We start from the raw sequence: 13,689 nt of genomic DNA on the forward strand, positions 1-13,689 counted from the left end.
TTCGCGGCCATCTCCCCCTCAATGGGGGAGATTACCGCCGCGTTTAAGCCACCTGCGGCTCCGGTTCGAAGGCCGGCCGGCTCGTGTTGATCAGCAGCGACAGACACGCCGCCACAATCGCCGTCATGCCGGCGATCAGGAAGGCCAGTTCATAATTGCCCTGCAATTCCCGCATGGTGCCGCCGAAGGCAGCGGCGGCGGCCGCACCCACCTGGTGGCCGGCGACGATCCAGCCGAACACAATCGGTCCGCTGCGGTCGCCGAAGGCTTCGTTGGCGAGCCGCAGCGTCGGCGGCACGGTGGCGATCCAGTCGAGACCGTAGAGCACGGCAAAGATGATCAGGCTGGTCGCCGAGAAGCCGGAATAGGGCAGGTAAATCAGCGACAGGCCGCGAATGCCATAGTAGACACCGAGCAGCTTGCGCGGGTCGAAACGGTCGGTGAGCCAGCCCGACAGCGTCGTGCCGATCAGGTCGAAAATGCCCATCATCGACAAAAGGCCGGCCGCCTGCACCTCGCCGATGCCCATGTCGCCGCAAAAGGAGATCAGATGGGTACCGACCAGCCCGTTGGTGGTGAATCCGCAGACGAAGAAGGTGGCGAACAGATACCAGAATACCCTGGTTCCCGCCGCACGGCGCAGCGTGTTGAGCGTATGCGCCAGGAAATTGCCTTGCGAGGCCGGCGACACCGGCGGCACATCATCGGCCTCGGCGCCATAGCGCACCATGCCGATCGAAGCGGGACGCTCCGGCACCAGCAGCCAGACCAGCGGCAGCAGACAGGCGGTGGCGACAGAGACGGCGATGGCGACCGGTTGCCAGCCGCCGGATTGGGCGAGCGAGGCGAGGAGCGGCAGGAACACCAGCAGGCCGGTGGCGCTGGAGGCCGACATCAGCCCCATGACGAGGCCGCGATTGGTCTTGAACCACCGATTGACGATGGTGGCGCCGAGCACGGTGGCAACCGCGCCGGAGCCAATGCCGGAAAACACGCCCCAGGTGAGGAACAGGTGCCATGGCTCGGTCATCAGCAGGCTGAGCGCGGTCGAGCCGGACATGATCGCCAGCGAGGCAAGCAGCGTGCGGCGCAGCCCGATACGCTCCATCAATGCAGCGGCGAACGGCCCGGTCAGACCGTAGAGGAAGATGCCGATGGCAGCGGCAATCGAAACGGTATCGCGCCCCCAGCCGAAGCTTTTGTCCAGCGGCAGCATCATCACGGAGGGAGCCGAACGCAGACCGGCCGCGATCAGCAGGCAAAGGAAGATGACGCCGACCACGACGAAAGCGTAGCGCTGGCCAAAGGGACGGGATTGAGCTATCATGTTACTGACCGGTACGTTGCAGGGTGAGGAGATGTATACGTACCGATCGGTAACACGTCAATCGAGTCATATGATGCCAACGGACAAAAATATTGAACTGACCATCAACGACGGTCATGCAGCGGCGCCGCCTAAGGCTGCCAAGAAGATCCTCGACGTCGCCTACGACCTATTTTACCGGCGCGGCATCAGGGCAATCGGCGTCGACGAGATCGTCAAGCGTGCCGGCGTCACCAAGCCCAGCCTCTATCGCAGCTTCCCCTCCAAGGACGAGCTCGCCGCTTCGTATCTGCGGCAATATGACCGTGAATATTGGGAGCGTTTCGACGAAGCCGTCGCCGCCCATCCCGGCGACCCGCGCGCGCAGATCGGCGCCTTCCTGACCCGCGTCGGCAAGCGTACGCAAAGACCGGACTATCGCGGTTGCGGCATGACCAACGCGGCGGTGGAATACCCCGAACACGGCCATCCGGCGCGCGTTGTCAGCGAGGCCAACAAGCAGGAGCTGCGCCACCGCCTGCGCGCCATGGCCGCCGCGATGGGCGCGCAAGACCCTGACACGCTCGGCGACGGCCTGCTGCTTTTGATCGAAGGCGCCTACATCAGCGGCCAGCTGTTCGGCCTCGGCGGCCCGGCGGCATCGGTAGCGCACAACGCCGACCTGCTGATCGAGGCGAGCTTGAAGAAGTAACATTCTCGGGCGTTGGCGCCGCCCCTCATTGCCCTGCCGGGCATTTCTCCCCGTGAACGGGGAGAAAGAGGCCGGCCGCGCCGCCGGCGACTCTCTTGCAACGCTGGTGATTGGCGAAATCGGTGGCGGGAGCGTCCCTCGCCCCGTTTACGGGGAGAGGATGCCGGCAGGCAGATGAGGGGCAGCGCCAACTTTGCCGATGGATGGGGCGCTAGGCCTGCCGAAAATTTGGCGATAGGCTGGGACGAACTCCACGGGAGACGTCCACATGCGCACCCTGCTGCTTGTCCCCTTTGCCCTTGCCGGTCTCTGCCAGGCAGCCCATGCCGATGGCATATCCAGCGCCTACACCGATCTCGACTCCCAAAAGGATTGTGTCACCTATGCGCAGGCCGAGGAGGGCGACGGCGACTGGGCCGAACTCGCCTGCTCCGGCTATCGCGGCTATCCCGTTCTGATCGCTTATGACGATGCGCGTGAATCGCTGTTCTACGGGTTTCCGCCCGGTGGCGACATGACGACGGTCTGGGAGAGTTTTTCCGGCTTCAACTCGTCCGGCGCCAAGGTCGAGTGGCGCATCGAGAGCAAGGGCGACGTCGCCGTTCCTTTCGCCGTCATCCACCGCCGCTCGATCAGCAATCCCGAGGATGAGAACAAGCCGACCGAAGTGCTGCTGGTGGCCAAGGTCGCGCAGATGGAAGCCCGCGACGGTTGCACAATCGGCCTGGTACTGGCTACCGGCAACCCGCAAGCCAACGACCAGGCGCGAAAACTGGCCGACGAAAAGGCCAAAACCTTTGCCTGCAGCAAGGACAAGCACACGGTCATCGGCAACGTGCCGGCGTTTGGTAGGGTGGATAATTAAGGGCCGTTCGCGCTGGACGCCCCTTATGCAGTGTCGTCGGTTCGTGCTGCCCCTCATTGTCCTGCCGGACATTTCTCCCCGTATAGTGACGCGGAGAAAAACGCTGTCATCGCAGCTTTCGCCAATCACACACGTTGCAGAATAAGAAGCCGAGGGCCGGGCTACTCCCTTCTCCCCATCACTATACGGGGAGAAGGTGCCGGCAGGCGGATGAGGGGCGGCGCCGTGCTTAGCGGCCGCTCCCACCCCCAGCGTCGCCGCCTACTTCGCCGCCTTCGCCCGCGCGATGGCGTCCACGATCATCTTCTTGGCGTATTTGGAATCGTGCCAGCCTTCGATCTTGACCCATTTGCCGGGTTCGAGATCCTTGTAGTGCTCGAAGAAGTGCTGCACCTGCTGGCGGGTGATGTCGGGCAGCTGCGTGTATTCGGTTACGTTTTCATAACGCAGCGTCAGCTTCGGCGACGGCACGGCGATGATCTTCTCGTCCTGGCCGGCATTGTCTTCCATGATCAGGACGCCGATCGGCCGCACATTGATGACGCAGCCCGGCACCAGCGCGCGGGTGTTGCAGACCAGAACGTCGATCGGGTCGCCATCACCCGACAGCGTGTGCGGCACGAAGCCGTAATTGCCGGGATAGCGCATCGAAGTGTGCAGGAAGCGGTCGACGAACAGCGTGCCGGCCTCCTTGTCCATCTCGTACTTGATCGGCTCGCCGCCGATCGGCACCTCGATGATGACGTTGACGTCGTCAGGCGGATTCTTTCCGCTGGCAATGGCTTCAATGCGCATGGCTCAAATCCCTCTCTCGATTTCCAAGATCGATAGCGGGCGAAGCGCAAGGACGCAATGCGGCGATCGGTACGCAGCGCCCATGGAAGTGCACAGTTTGTGAACGGGCTGTAACCGATAGCAATTCCAGGAAAAGTGTGAGCGGTTTTCCGTCCGGAATTGCGTCAAAACAAGGAGATGGAGGGGTTCGCCGTTTCTTCGAAACGGTGAAACGCTCCGGGCGGTGCTCGTTATTCCCAGACGAAGGCGACCTTCTTCAGCGCCTTCTGCTCGAAAATCTCGACGCCCTCGGCGACATCGCGGCCACCGGCGCCGGCATAGAAGGCGAGCGCGTTCTGGTTGTCTTCCAGCGCCCACACCACCATGCCTTTCAGTCCGTGGTCGGCAAGCCGTGCCCGTGCCGCCTTGAACAGCCGGCTGCCGAGCCCGATGCCCTGATACTCCGGACGCAAATAAAGCTCGTAGATCTCGCCCTGCTGCCGAAGCTCGCGGGCGCGGTTCTTGCCGATCGTGGCATAGCCGGCAATGGTGCCGCCGATCTCGACCACCAGCACAGTGGCGGCACGGCGAATCGCGTTCGCCCACCAGTCGGCGCCGCGACGGTTGATCATCGAGGTCAGCGAGCGATGCGGGATGATGCCGGAATAGGCGCCCTCCCAGGCCTGCTGATGCACGTCGGCAATGGCGCCGGCGTCGCGCGGTTCTGCTTTCCTGATGTCGATGCTCAGCGTATTCATGATTTGTTAACCATAAACCCGCATCGGCCATTTGCAAGAGTCGAGGCCAGCCCGCCAACCGCTTTCTCACAGCCGACCACGACACTGGTGACATCGGGCCAGAGCCGGCTTGAAAACGCGCGCAGCCAAGGCGGTCAAACGGTCGTCAGGGTAGCGTTTGCAGGCTTTTCAGATCTCGACCAGATGGTCGTCCAGCTCATTGGCATCGTCCGATGTAACCGGGAAATGCTCGGCCAGCACCGCGCCGACCTGCTCGGTCGCCTTGACGAAGCCGTCGGCGAGCCGGTCGTCGCCGGCATGCTGCGTAAGGTCGCGGATAACGCCGTCCCAGACATGCTGGCCGACCTTGCTGTTGATGCCCGAGTCGGCGACCACCTCGGCATAGCGCTCGGCGATCGACACGAAGACCAGCACGCCGGTGCGGGCCGTGGTGCGGTGGACATTGCGGGCGAGGAATTGCCTGAGCGCATTGTCATGTGCCGCCTGATAACGCTGCCGGCGCGGCACCAGATGGATGCGCAAATTGGGCAGCGCCCACAACAGCACCAGCACCGACGCCAGTGCCAAAAGCTGCGCGAGGACGAAATGCGGCAGCCGGATCGACAGCCACCAGGCTTCCAGCCCGTAGGCGACGGCCAGACTGACGATCAGCATGCCGGATGTCGCCATGAAGGCGGCCGGAAAGAAATAGCCGTCACTGGCATGCGCGACGACGCAGTAGATCTCGCCGTCGGTTTTCGATTCGGCGGCACGGATCGCGGTGGCGATGCGCTCATGGTCCTGCGGGCTGATCGGTCGTGTTGCCATGTCTCTCACCAGCTCCCTGAAGACCCGCCACCGCCGGACGAACCGCCGCCACCTGAAAACCCACCGCCGCTGCTTGAGCCCGACGACCAGCTGCTGCCCGAACTTCCTGAAGACCATCCACTGCCCGACGACCAGCCCGACGACGACCTCGTTGTCCAGCTGTTTGAACCCGAAGACGATCCGCTCGGCTTCTGGCCATAGCGAAAGGTCATGCCCAGCCATTTATAGACGCCCGGCGACAGCTTGGTGCCGAAGATCGGCGGCAGGAAGGCCATCGCCAGGCCGCCGAAGAACATCGTCGCCCACAGGATCAGGAAGATCGCGACTATAGGATCGATGGGCGTGCTGTTGTCGGCCGGATTGCGCTTGCCGCGCGCTTCCAGCTCTTCGGGATTGCCTTCCAGCACCATGACCATGTCGTCGACGGCTTTGGAAATGCCGCCGGAGAAATCGCCGGCACGAAAAGCCGGCACCATATCGTTTTCGATGATCAGTTTTGTGTGCAGATCGGTCAGCGTGCCTTCCAGCCCATAACCGACCTCGATGCGCATCTTGTGGTCGTTCGGCGCCACCAGCAAAAGCACGCCATTGTTCTCGCCGGCCTGGCCGAGCTTCCAGAAGCGGAACAGCCGGTTGGCGTAGGGCTCGATCTCCTCTCCGTCGAGACTGTTGATCGTTGCCACGACGATCTGGTCGGAGCCTTTTGTCTCGAAGTCGGCCAGTTTCTGGGTCAGTGCCGCCTCGGTCGCGGGGTCGATGATACCGGCATCGTCGACGACGCGACCGGTGAGCGCGGGCAACTCCGCCGCCATGGCGGCAAACCCGAAGATCAACACCGCCAAGGCAAACAACGCACCGGCGGTGAAACGCCTGGAGGGGCTGATGATGGGCATCATCATATCGACACCGCCTCCAACGCGTCCGGATTGCCCTCAAGCGCCATGACTGTCCTCGAGCACCTTGATGATGTCGTCGACGGCCTTGGAAAGGCCACCGGAGAAATCGCCGGCGCGGAAGGCCGGCACCATATCGTTTTCAATGATCCGTGTGGCGTGCGAATTGGTCAGCGCGCCCTCCAGCCCATAGCCGACCTCGATGCGCATCTTGCGGTCGCCCCTGGCCACCAGCAAAAGCACGCCATTGTTCTTGCCCACCTGGCCGAGCTGCCAGAAGTTGAACAGCCGGTTGGCGTAAGGTTCGATCTCCTCGCCGCCGAGGCTGTTGATCGTGGCGACGACGATCTGGTCGGAGCCTTTGGTCTCGAAATCCGCCAGCTTCTGCGTCAGCGCCGCCTCGGTCGCGGCGTCGATGATGCCGGCATTGTCGACGACACGACCGGTGAGTACGGGCAACTCCGCCGCCAGCGCTGCGAAGCCGACGAGCAACACCGCCAAGCCCAGCAAGGCAGCGCCGGTCATTGCAACGAGACGGCCATGCCAGGAACTGATGATGCGTGTGGTCATCTCGTCACCAGCTCCCAGACGAGCCGCCGCCGCCGGACGACCCGCCACCGCCTGAAAAGCCACCGCCACCGCTTGAGCCCGACGACCAGCCGCCACCGCCCGAAGACCAGCCGCCGCCGGATGACCGCTTGCGTGGCTCGAATGTCATGCCCAGCCAGCGGTAGCGGCCGGGGCCGAGTTTCTTGCCGAAGATCGGCGGCAGGATGGAGGCCGCCATGCTGCCGAAGAAGATGATCGCCCAGATGCTTATGAAGACGGTGAAGAACAGATTGTCCATGTCGATGGGCGGCTGCTCGTTGCGCTTTCCGCGCGCCTCCAGTTCCTCCGGATTGCCTTCCAGCACCATGACCATGTCGTCGACGGCTTTGGAAATGCCGCCGGAGAAATCGCCGGCGCGGAAAGCCGGCACCATGTCGTTTTCGATGATCAGTTTCGTGTGCAGGTCGGTCAGCGTGCCTTCCAGCCCATAGCCGACCTCGATGCGCATCTTGCGGTCATTCGGCGCCACCAGCAGCAGCACGCCGTTGTTTTCCTTCGCCTGGCCGAGCTTCCAGAAGCGGAACAGCCGGTTTGCATAGGGTTCGATCTCTTCCCCGTCGAGGCTGGGGATCGTGGCGACGACGATCTGATCGGAGCCTTTTGTCTCGAAGTCGGCGAGTTTTTGGGTGAGTGCCGCCTCGGTCGCCGTATCGATGATGCCGGCATTGTCGACGAAGCGACCGGTCAGCGCCGGGAGATCGGCGGCGAAGGCTGCGAGGGGGAGGAAAAGGACGAGGAGCACAAACGCGAAAACGCGAATGCTGTGCCGCCCCTCATCGGCCTGCAAGATCACGACAGATGATCCCCGGCTATCACCCGCCCTGCTTTGTCCCGAAATCGACCTTCGGTGGCTGCATCTTGTCTTCATCGACAGTGAAGTTGGCGAAGGGCTCGTTGCTGCGGAACCAGAAGGTTGCCCACAGCACCGAGGGGAAGGTCCTCAGTGTCAGATTGTAGTCCTTGACCGCTAGGATGTAGTCGCGCCGGGCCACCGCGATGCGGTTCTCGGTGCCTTCGAGCTGCGCCTGCAGCGCCAGGAAATTCTGATTGGCCTTGAGGTCGGGATAGGCCTCCGACACCGCGATCAGCCGTGACAGTGCGCTGGTCAGCCCTGCCTGGGCATCCTGGAACTTCTTGAGGGCTTCGGGATCCTTCAGCGTTTCCGGCGTCACCGTGATCTGCGTTGCCTTGGCGCGCGCTTCGACCACCGCGTCGAGCGTGTCCTTTTCATGCGCCGCATAGCCCTTGACCGTCTCGACCAAATTGGGGATCAGGTCGGAGCGGCGTTGATACTGGTTCAGCACCTCGCTCCAAGCTGCCCTGGCGTTTTCCTCCGCCGTGGGAATCGTGTTGTAGCCGCAGCCGGCAAGCAGCGGCAGCACGATGGCCATCATCAGCACGGCCGGCAGGTTGCGGAAGGGGATGGCAAGGCGCTGGGCAAACATAATGTGGTCCCTCGACAGAAGTTGCATGCGAAGCATTAGCACAATCCGCGCTCAAGAAAATGTCTGCGGCTGGCGCGCACGCATGCGCTCGCGAGGCCCTGTGATTGACCGCGCGAACACGGTAAGGTCGCCGGCAAACAGGACAGGATCATGGCGCAACGCCAAGACGATGACAGCGAATCGCGCCGCATTATCGAGCGCGTGGCAAACGAGAGCGGCCCGGGCGGCACGTCGTTCATAGCGCGTGCCGCGAAAGGCGCGCGCGATCACGTCACCGCCGCCGAGGCCGACCGCTCCGATCCGATCGAGGTCTGGGGCACCCGCATTGGCCGAACGCTTGGCCTTATCTTCGCCCTCGGCTTGTTGATCTGGCTCGTGTATTTCGTCTCCCGGGGCAGCTAGAGCATGATCCTGAAAAGTGGGAACCGGTTTTCGGAAAAGATCATGCTCCAACAAAAGAAATGGATCAGGATGACGATTCAACGAAACGTTATCCTGACCTAGGAATTCCATGAACAGCGAAAAAGCCGACGCGCCGCGCGCGGTCATCGTCATTTCCAGCCATGTCGCCCGCGGCTCGGTCGGCAACCGCGCCGCCGTGTTTGCGCTGGAGACGCTGGGCTTCCCGGTGTGGGCGGTGCCGACGGTCATCCTGCCCTGGCATCCCGGCCATGGCCGGGCGACGCGCATCGTGCCGCCGCTCGACCAGTTCAAGGCGCTGATGGCCGATCTCGAACGCGCGCCCTGGCTGGGCGAGGTCGGCGCCGTGCTGTCGGGCTATCTCGGCGAGGCCGGCCAGGCCGAGGCCGTCGCTTCGCTGGTTGCTGCGGTCAAGGCCAAGACGCCGGACGCGGTCTATATATGTGACCCGGTGATGGGCGATTCCGGCGGGCTCTACGTGCCCGAGCCGACGGCCGCCGCCATGCGCGATCGGCTGATGCCGATCGCGGATATCGCCACCCCCAACCGCTTCGAGCTGGAGTGGATGGCAGGGGCGCCCTTGCCCGACCTGAAATCGGTCATTGCAGCCGCCCTTCACGCAGGACCGCGCACCATGCTGGTGACGTCGGCGCCGTCGATGATGACCGGCGGCACCGGCAATCTGCTGCTTGATGGCACCCAGGCGCTGCTGGCCGAACACCGCCTGATCGACAAGCCGCCGAATGGGCTGGGTGACCTGACCGCTGCCGTCTACCTCGCCCGCATCCTGTCGGGACAGCCGCCGATCAAGGCGCTGCAGTCGACCACGGCCGCCGTCTATGAGATCCTGGCACGCACAGCCAAGCGCGGCGGCGACGAACTGCAGCTGGAAACCGATGCCCAGAGCCTGTCGCACCCGATGGCGATGGTGCAGTTGCGCCATCTCACACATCCGGGGCGGGACCGCCGGGCGTGACCTCGGCCGTGATCGTCGGCGTCGACGGCTGCAAGGCCGGCTGGATCGCCGTCCATCGCCATCCGGGCACTGTGCCCTCGGTGACTGTCTTTCCAAGCTTCGCAGCCCTTCTCGACGCCTTGCCTACGAATGCAACGTTGGCCGTCGACATGCCGATCGGCCTGCCGGATTTTTCGCAAAGAGGCGGACGCGGGCCGGAGGCACTGGTGCGGCTGCTGCTTGGTGACAGGCAATCCAGCGTTTTCTCTATCCCGTCCCGCGCGGCCCTTTACGCCGACACCAACGACTTCACCACGGTTGAGGCCTGGTATGCAGCGCTTCGCCGCGCCAGCGAAATCGCCAAGGCGACATCGGATCCGCCACGCGGCGTCTCGATCCAGGCATTCGGCATCTTTGCCAAAATCCGCGAGATCGACGCTTTGCTGATCGCGCGCCCCCATTTACGCGGCCGCGTCTACGAATCGCATCCGGAAGTCGCCTTCTGCCGGCTGAACGGCGAAAAACCGATGACGCTGCCGAAGAAGATCAAGGGCGTCGTCAATCCGGCCGGCATGGAAGAGCGCAAGGCGCTGCTGTGCCGGAATGGCTATGAAAGAGCCTTTCTCGACCAGCCGCCACCGAAAGGGGCTGCCGCGGACGATTTCCTCGACGCGGCCGTGATGATGCTGATTGCCGCACGCATAGCCCGCGGTGAAGCAAGGTCGTTCCCCGACCAGCCGCTAGCCGACCGTTTCGGCATTCCCGTCGCGATTTGGGCTTGAAGCAAGCCGTGAGCCATGCGCGCCGCATGACGATTTGCGACGGAGCCATCCGCAATTCGGCATTGCCCACGACGGGTTTTTGCCGTTAGAGGCTTTCTCAACTGAAAACGAGCTGCCGTCTCCAACCCGGAAAGGCTCCGTCCTCCGCCCATGCCCCACCTCCCCGAACACCTTCTCAACGGCTATCGCAACTTCATGAACGGCCGCTATCTCACCGAGAGCGGACGCTATCGTGAGCTCGCCCGCGAGGGGCAGTCGCCCGAAACCATGATTGTTGCCTGCTGCGATTCCCGCGCCGCCCCCGAAGCGATATTCGACGCCGGCCCTGGCGAACTCTTCGTGTTGCGCAATGTCGGCAATCTGGTGCCGCCATACGCGCCGGATGGTGAGTTCCACTCGACCTCGGCCGCGCTCGAATTCGCCGTGCAGAGCCTCAAGGTGAAGAACATCGTGGTGATGGGCCATGGCCGCTGCGGCGGCATCCGCGCCGCGCTCGATCCCAATTCGGCGCCGCTGTCGCCCGGCGACTTCATCGGCAAATGGATGAGCCTGATCGCGCCGGCGGCCGAGACCGTGTCGTCCAGCACCTTCATGACGGCGACCGAACGGCAGACGGCGCTGGAGCGCATTTCCATCCGCTATTCGATTGCCAATCTCAGGACATTCCCTTGCGTTTCGATCCTTGAAGGCAAGGGACGGCTGGCGCTGCACGGCGCCTGGTTCGACATTTCGACAGGCGAACTTTGGGTGATGAACAAGGACACCGGCGACTTCGAGCGGCCGGATTTGACGTAGGAGGCGAGAAATGCGGGATTGGCGTGCGGTCCCTTTCGTCGTGGCAGTACTGACGCTGACGCTCGCCCCTGCCCGCGCCGATGACGGCGCCATCATCGACCGTTGGTATTCGGCGCTGCTGGTCGCCGACCGCACCGAATTGTCGGACCTGCTCGCCGACGATGTCCGCATAAAGCTCGACGATCTCGGCGTCGTGCAGTCGAAGCAGGAATTCATCGCCTCGATCGACGAATGGAAGGGTGCGGTGGCCGGCGCCGCGATCCGCCATCGCGTCGAAAAGAGCGAGGCCGGCGTCACCACGGTCATCGCCTGCTATGATTTCCCCAACAATGACATGCTGATGCAGGAGACGTTTGCCGTCACCGGCAACCGCATCACCGCCAGTTCGCAAGCGGCGATCGCGGAAAATTGCGACGGCTTCTGACGCCAGCTTGAACGGCCGCGCTGTTGCGCCGCGCCAGGCATCGCCCTACATCGGTCAGCAAGCCCCGCCAATCATCGAAAGATCCCCCATGTCGTCCACGAAAACCGTCGACCTCGCCGCCCATCCGCTGACCAAATGGCAAGGGCCGCTCGGCCTGCCGGATTTCGCCAACATCGGCGACGGCGATTTTTCCGCAGTGTTCGACGCAGCGCTGAAGGCGCACGAGGCCGAGATCGATGCCATTGCCGGCAACAAGGATGCACCGACCATCGACAACACGCTGGCAGCACTTGAGCTCGCCGGCGAGCCGCTCGACCATGTGTCGTCGATCTTCTGGTGCCGGGCCGGCGCCCACACCAACGACGCGATCCAGGCGCTGGAGCGCGAGATTTCGCCAAAAATGTCGAGGCACTTCTCGGCGATCTCGATGAACGAGAAACTGTTTGCCCGCATCGACGATCTCTACCAGCGCCGCGAAACGCTCAAACTCGACGCCGAGACGCTGCGCGTGCTGGAAAAGACCTGGAAAGGCTTTGTCCGCTCCGGCGCCAAGCTCGACGCCGACGGCAAGAAGCGGCTAGCCAACATCAGCGAGGAACTGTCCTCGCTAGGCACCACTTTTGGCCAGAACGTGCTGGCCGACGAGCGCGACTGGGCGCTGTTCCTCGACGAGGCCGATCTCGCCGGCCTGCCGGACTTCGTGAAGAGCTCGATGGCCGAAGCCGCCGAGACGCGCGGCCAGAAGGGCCGCTACGCCGTCACTCTGTCGCGCTCGATCTATGAGCCGTTCACCACCTTCTCCGAGCGCCGCGACCTGCGCGAGACCGCCTTCCGCGCCTTCACCATGCGCGGCCAGAACGGCGGCGCCAGCGACAACACGTCAGTGGTGCGCGACATGCTGAAGCTGCGCGCCGAGAAGGCAAAGCTGCTCGGCTACGGCTCCTTCGCCGCGCTGAAGCTTGACGACACCATGGCCAAGACGCCGAAGGCCGTGCACGATTTGCTCGACCCGGTGTGGGAGAAGGCGCTGGAGAAGGCGGCTGCCGACCAGAAGGAACTGGAGCGGCTGGCGACCGAAGCCGGCAGCAACGAAAAATTCGCCGCCTGGGACTGGCGCTTCTACCAGGAGAAGCTGCGAACCGAAAAGTTCGCTTTCGACGAGGCGGAACTGAAGCCCTATCTGCAGCTCGACCGCGTCATCGACGCCTGTTTCGACGTCGCGACCAAATTGTTCGGCATCACCTTCGAGGAGAAGAAGGGCATTGCCGCCTGGCATCCGGACGCGCGGACCTTCGTGGTGAAGAACGCCGACGGCAGCGAGCGCGGCCTCTTCCTCGCCGACTATTTTGCCCGCTCCTCGAAGCGCTCGGGCGCCTGGATGAGCGCGCTCAAGTCCGGCTATAAGCTTGGCGATGGCTCCAAGCCGGTCATCTACAACATCATGAACTTCGCCAAGCCGCCTGCAGGTGAAACAGCCCTGCTGTCGGTCGATGAGGCGAAAACCCTGTTTCATGAGTTCGGCCATGCGCTGCACGGCATGCTGACCGACGTCACCTGGCCGTCGGTGGCGGGCACGTCGGTCAGCCGCGATTTCGTCGAACTGCCCTCGCAGCTCTACGAGCATTGGCTGACGGTGCCGGCGGTGCTGGAAAAACATGCGCTGCACGTGAAAACCGGCAACCCGATGCCGAAAGCGCTGCTCGACAAAATGCTGGCCGCCCGCACCTTCGGCGCCGGCTTCGCCACGGTCGAGTTTACCGCTTCGGCGCTGATCGACATGGCTTATCACGCACGCTCGGATGCACCGGACCAGCCGCTTCAGTTCGAAGCCAAAACGCTGGAGAAGCTACACATGCCCGACACCATCGCCATGCGTCACCGCACCCCGCATTTCGGCCACGTCTTCTCCGGCGACGGTTATTCAGCCGGCTACTATTCCTACATGTGGTCGGAAGTGCTCGACGCCGACGCCTTCGCCGCCTTCGAGGAAACCGGCGACCCCTTCAACCCGGCCCTGGCCGAACGGCTGCGCAAGAACATCTACGCCGCCGGTGGGTCGAAGGATCCGGAGGAGCTGTACATGGCGTTTCGTGGCAAGATGCCGTCGCCGGAAGCGATGATGGTGAAGCGGGGACTGGTGTAGC

15 protein-coding genes and 1 pseudogene are annotated in these 13,689 nt (G+C 63.4%); 7 read left to right on the top strand and 9 right to left on the bottom strand.

The genetic code is table 11. The annotated features are described in order from the left end of the window. Positions 1-43 precede the first annotated feature (43 nt). On the bottom strand, positions 44-1,327 hold the full coding sequence (locus AC04SH_RS04125; protein ID WP_488574034.1) for an MFS transporter: 1,284 nt from the start codon (positions 1,325-1,327) through the stop codon (positions 44-46). A gap of 73 nt (positions 1,328-1,400) precedes the next feature. Between AC04SH_RS04125 and AC04SH_RS04130 the strand changes: the two genes are divergently transcribed. After that, a complete protein-coding gene (locus tag AC04SH_RS04130) occupies positions 1,401-2,018 on the top strand; it encodes a TetR/AcrR family transcriptional regulator (protein WP_488574035.1) in 618 nt (205 codons plus the stop codon). A gap of 268 nt (positions 2,019-2,286) precedes the next feature. Next, the gene (locus AC04SH_RS04135) at positions 2,287-2,883 is read left to right on the top strand and encodes a hypothetical protein (RefSeq protein ID WP_488574036.1); all 597 of its coding nucleotides are present in this window, start codon (positions 2,287-2,289) and stop codon (positions 2,881-2,883) included. A 261-nt stretch (positions 2,884-3,144) separates the two neighbouring features. On the opposite strand, the gene ppa is transcribed toward AC04SH_RS04135, so the two are convergent. The 8 genes and pseudogenes from ppa to AC04SH_RS04175 all read right to left on the bottom strand — a co-directional run bounded on the left by ppa (position 3,145) and on the right by AC04SH_RS04175 (position 8,718). Then, positions 3,145-3,678: an inorganic diphosphatase gene (gene ppa, locus AC04SH_RS04140; RefSeq protein WP_477310419.1), complete on the bottom strand. Its 534-nt coding sequence runs from the start codon at positions 3,676-3,678 to the stop codon at positions 3,145-3,147. Positions 3,679-3,908: 230 nt separating this feature from the next. Beyond that, on the bottom strand, positions 3,909-4,415 hold the full coding sequence (locus tag AC04SH_RS04145; protein ID WP_112561301.1) for a GNAT family N-acetyltransferase: 507 nt from the start codon (positions 4,413-4,415) through the stop codon (positions 3,909-3,911). A gap of 168 nt (positions 4,416-4,583) precedes the next feature. Further along, positions 4,584-5,222 carry a TPM domain-containing protein gene (locus tag AC04SH_RS04150; protein ID WP_488574037.1) on the bottom strand — a complete coding sequence of 213 codons (639 nt, stop codon included), beginning with the start codon at positions 5,220-5,222 and terminating at the stop codon, positions 4,584-4,586. Positions 5,223-5,227: 5 nt separating this feature from the next. After that, positions 5,228-6,121 carry a TPM domain-containing protein gene (locus AC04SH_RS04155; RefSeq protein WP_488574038.1) on the bottom strand — a complete coding sequence of 298 codons (894 nt, stop codon included), beginning with the start codon at positions 6,119-6,121 and terminating at the stop codon, positions 5,228-5,230. Between the two features lie 51 nt (positions 6,122-6,172). Beyond that, positions 6,173-6,640: pseudogene (locus tag AC04SH_RS04160) on the bottom strand (TPM domain-containing protein); the annotation flags it as partial. A 49-nt stretch (positions 6,641-6,689) separates the two neighbouring features. Continuing rightward, on the bottom strand, positions 6,690-7,517 hold the full coding sequence (locus AC04SH_RS04165; protein WP_488574039.1) for a TPM domain-containing protein: 828 nt from the start codon (positions 7,515-7,517) through the stop codon (positions 6,690-6,692). A gap of 19 nt (positions 7,518-7,536) precedes the next feature. Then, positions 7,537-8,169, bottom strand: a complete 633-nt coding sequence (locus tag AC04SH_RS04170; RefSeq protein WP_488574247.1) for a LemA family protein — start codon at positions 8,167-8,169, stop codon at positions 7,537-7,539. A 51-nt stretch (positions 8,170-8,220) separates the two neighbouring features. Further along, on the bottom strand, positions 8,221-8,718 hold the full coding sequence (locus AC04SH_RS04175; protein WP_488574040.1) for a hypothetical protein: 498 nt from the start codon (positions 8,716-8,718) through the stop codon (positions 8,221-8,223). Here AC04SH_RS04175 and pdxY point away from each other — a divergent pair. From pdxY to AC04SH_RS04200, 5 genes are all read left to right on the top strand, one after another. Beyond that, positions 8,681-9,565: a pyridoxal kinase PdxY gene (gene pdxY, locus AC04SH_RS04180; protein ID WP_488574041.1), complete on the top strand. Its 885-nt coding sequence runs from the start codon at positions 8,681-8,683 to the stop codon at positions 9,563-9,565. The genes AC04SH_RS04175 and pdxY overlap by 38 nt on opposite strands. After that, positions 9,562-10,326 carry a DUF429 domain-containing protein gene (locus tag AC04SH_RS04185; protein WP_488574042.1) on the top strand — a complete coding sequence of 255 codons (765 nt, stop codon included), beginning with the start codon at positions 9,562-9,564 and terminating at the stop codon, positions 10,324-10,326. Before pdxY ends, AC04SH_RS04185 begins: the two co-directional genes overlap by 4 nt. 150 nt (positions 10,327-10,476) lie before the next feature. Further along, a complete protein-coding gene (locus tag AC04SH_RS04190; RefSeq protein ID WP_112561294.1) occupies positions 10,477-11,121 on the top strand; it encodes a carbonic anhydrase in 645 nt (214 codons plus the stop codon). A gap of 10 nt (positions 11,122-11,131) precedes the next feature. Continuing rightward, positions 11,132-11,545 (top strand): nuclear transport factor 2 family protein, encoded by a 414-nt coding sequence (locus AC04SH_RS04195; RefSeq protein ID WP_488574043.1) that lies wholly within the window; start codon positions 11,132-11,134, stop codon positions 11,543-11,545. An 88-nt stretch (positions 11,546-11,633) separates the two neighbouring features. After that, positions 11,634-13,688, top strand: a complete 2,055-nt coding sequence (locus tag AC04SH_RS04200) for a M3 family metallopeptidase (RefSeq protein WP_488574044.1) — start codon at positions 11,634-11,636, stop codon at positions 13,686-13,688. Position 13,689 lies beyond the last annotated feature (1 nt).

The organism is Mesorhizobium sp. CNPSo 4688 (assembly GCF_057784295.1).

Bases quoted from the DNA above. Each gene is read 5' to 3' on its own strand.
- AC04SH_RS04125 (WP_488574034.1), bottom strand. From the start codon at position 1,327: ATGATAGCTCAATCCCGTCCCTTTGGCCAGCGCTACGCTTTCGTCGTG.
- AC04SH_RS04130 (WP_488574035.1), top strand. From the start codon at position 1,401: ATGCCAACGGACAAAAATATTGAACTGACCATCAACGACGGTCATGCA.
- AC04SH_RS04135 (WP_488574036.1), top strand. From the start codon at position 2,287: ATGCGCACCCTGCTGCTTGTCCCCTTTGCCCTTGCCGGTCTCTGCCAG.
- ppa (WP_477310419.1), bottom strand. From the start codon at position 3,678: ATGCGCATTGAAGCCATTGCCAGCGGAAAGAATCCGCCTGACGACGTC.
- AC04SH_RS04145 (WP_112561301.1), bottom strand. From the start codon at position 4,415: ATGAATACGCTGAGCATCGACATCAGGAAAGCAGAACCGCGCGACGCC.
- AC04SH_RS04150 (WP_488574037.1), bottom strand. From the start codon at position 5,222: ATGGCAACACGACCGATCAGCCCGCAGGACCATGAGCGCATCGCCACC.
- AC04SH_RS04155 (WP_488574038.1), bottom strand. From the start codon at position 6,121: ATGATGATGCCCATCATCAGCCCCTCCAGGCGTTTCACCGCCGGTGCG.
- AC04SH_RS04170 (WP_488574247.1), bottom strand. From the start codon at position 8,169: ATGTTTGCCCAGCGCCTTGCCATCCCCTTCCGCAACCTGCCGGCCGTG.
- pdxY (WP_488574041.1), top strand. From the start codon at position 8,681: ATGAACAGCGAAAAAGCCGACGCGCCGCGCGCGGTCATCGTCATTTCC.
- AC04SH_RS04175 (WP_488574040.1), bottom strand. From the start codon at position 8,718: ATGACCGCGCGCGGCGCGTCGGCTTTTTCGCTGTTCATGGAATTCCTA.
- AC04SH_RS04190 (WP_112561294.1), top strand. From the start codon at position 10,477: ATGCCCCACCTCCCCGAACACCTTCTCAACGGCTATCGCAACTTCATG.
- AC04SH_RS04195 (WP_488574043.1), top strand. From the start codon at position 11,132: ATGCGGGATTGGCGTGCGGTCCCTTTCGTCGTGGCAGTACTGACGCTG.
- AC04SH_RS04200 (WP_488574044.1), top strand. From the start codon at position 11,634: ATGTCGTCCACGAAAACCGTCGACCTCGCCGCCCATCCGCTGACCAAA.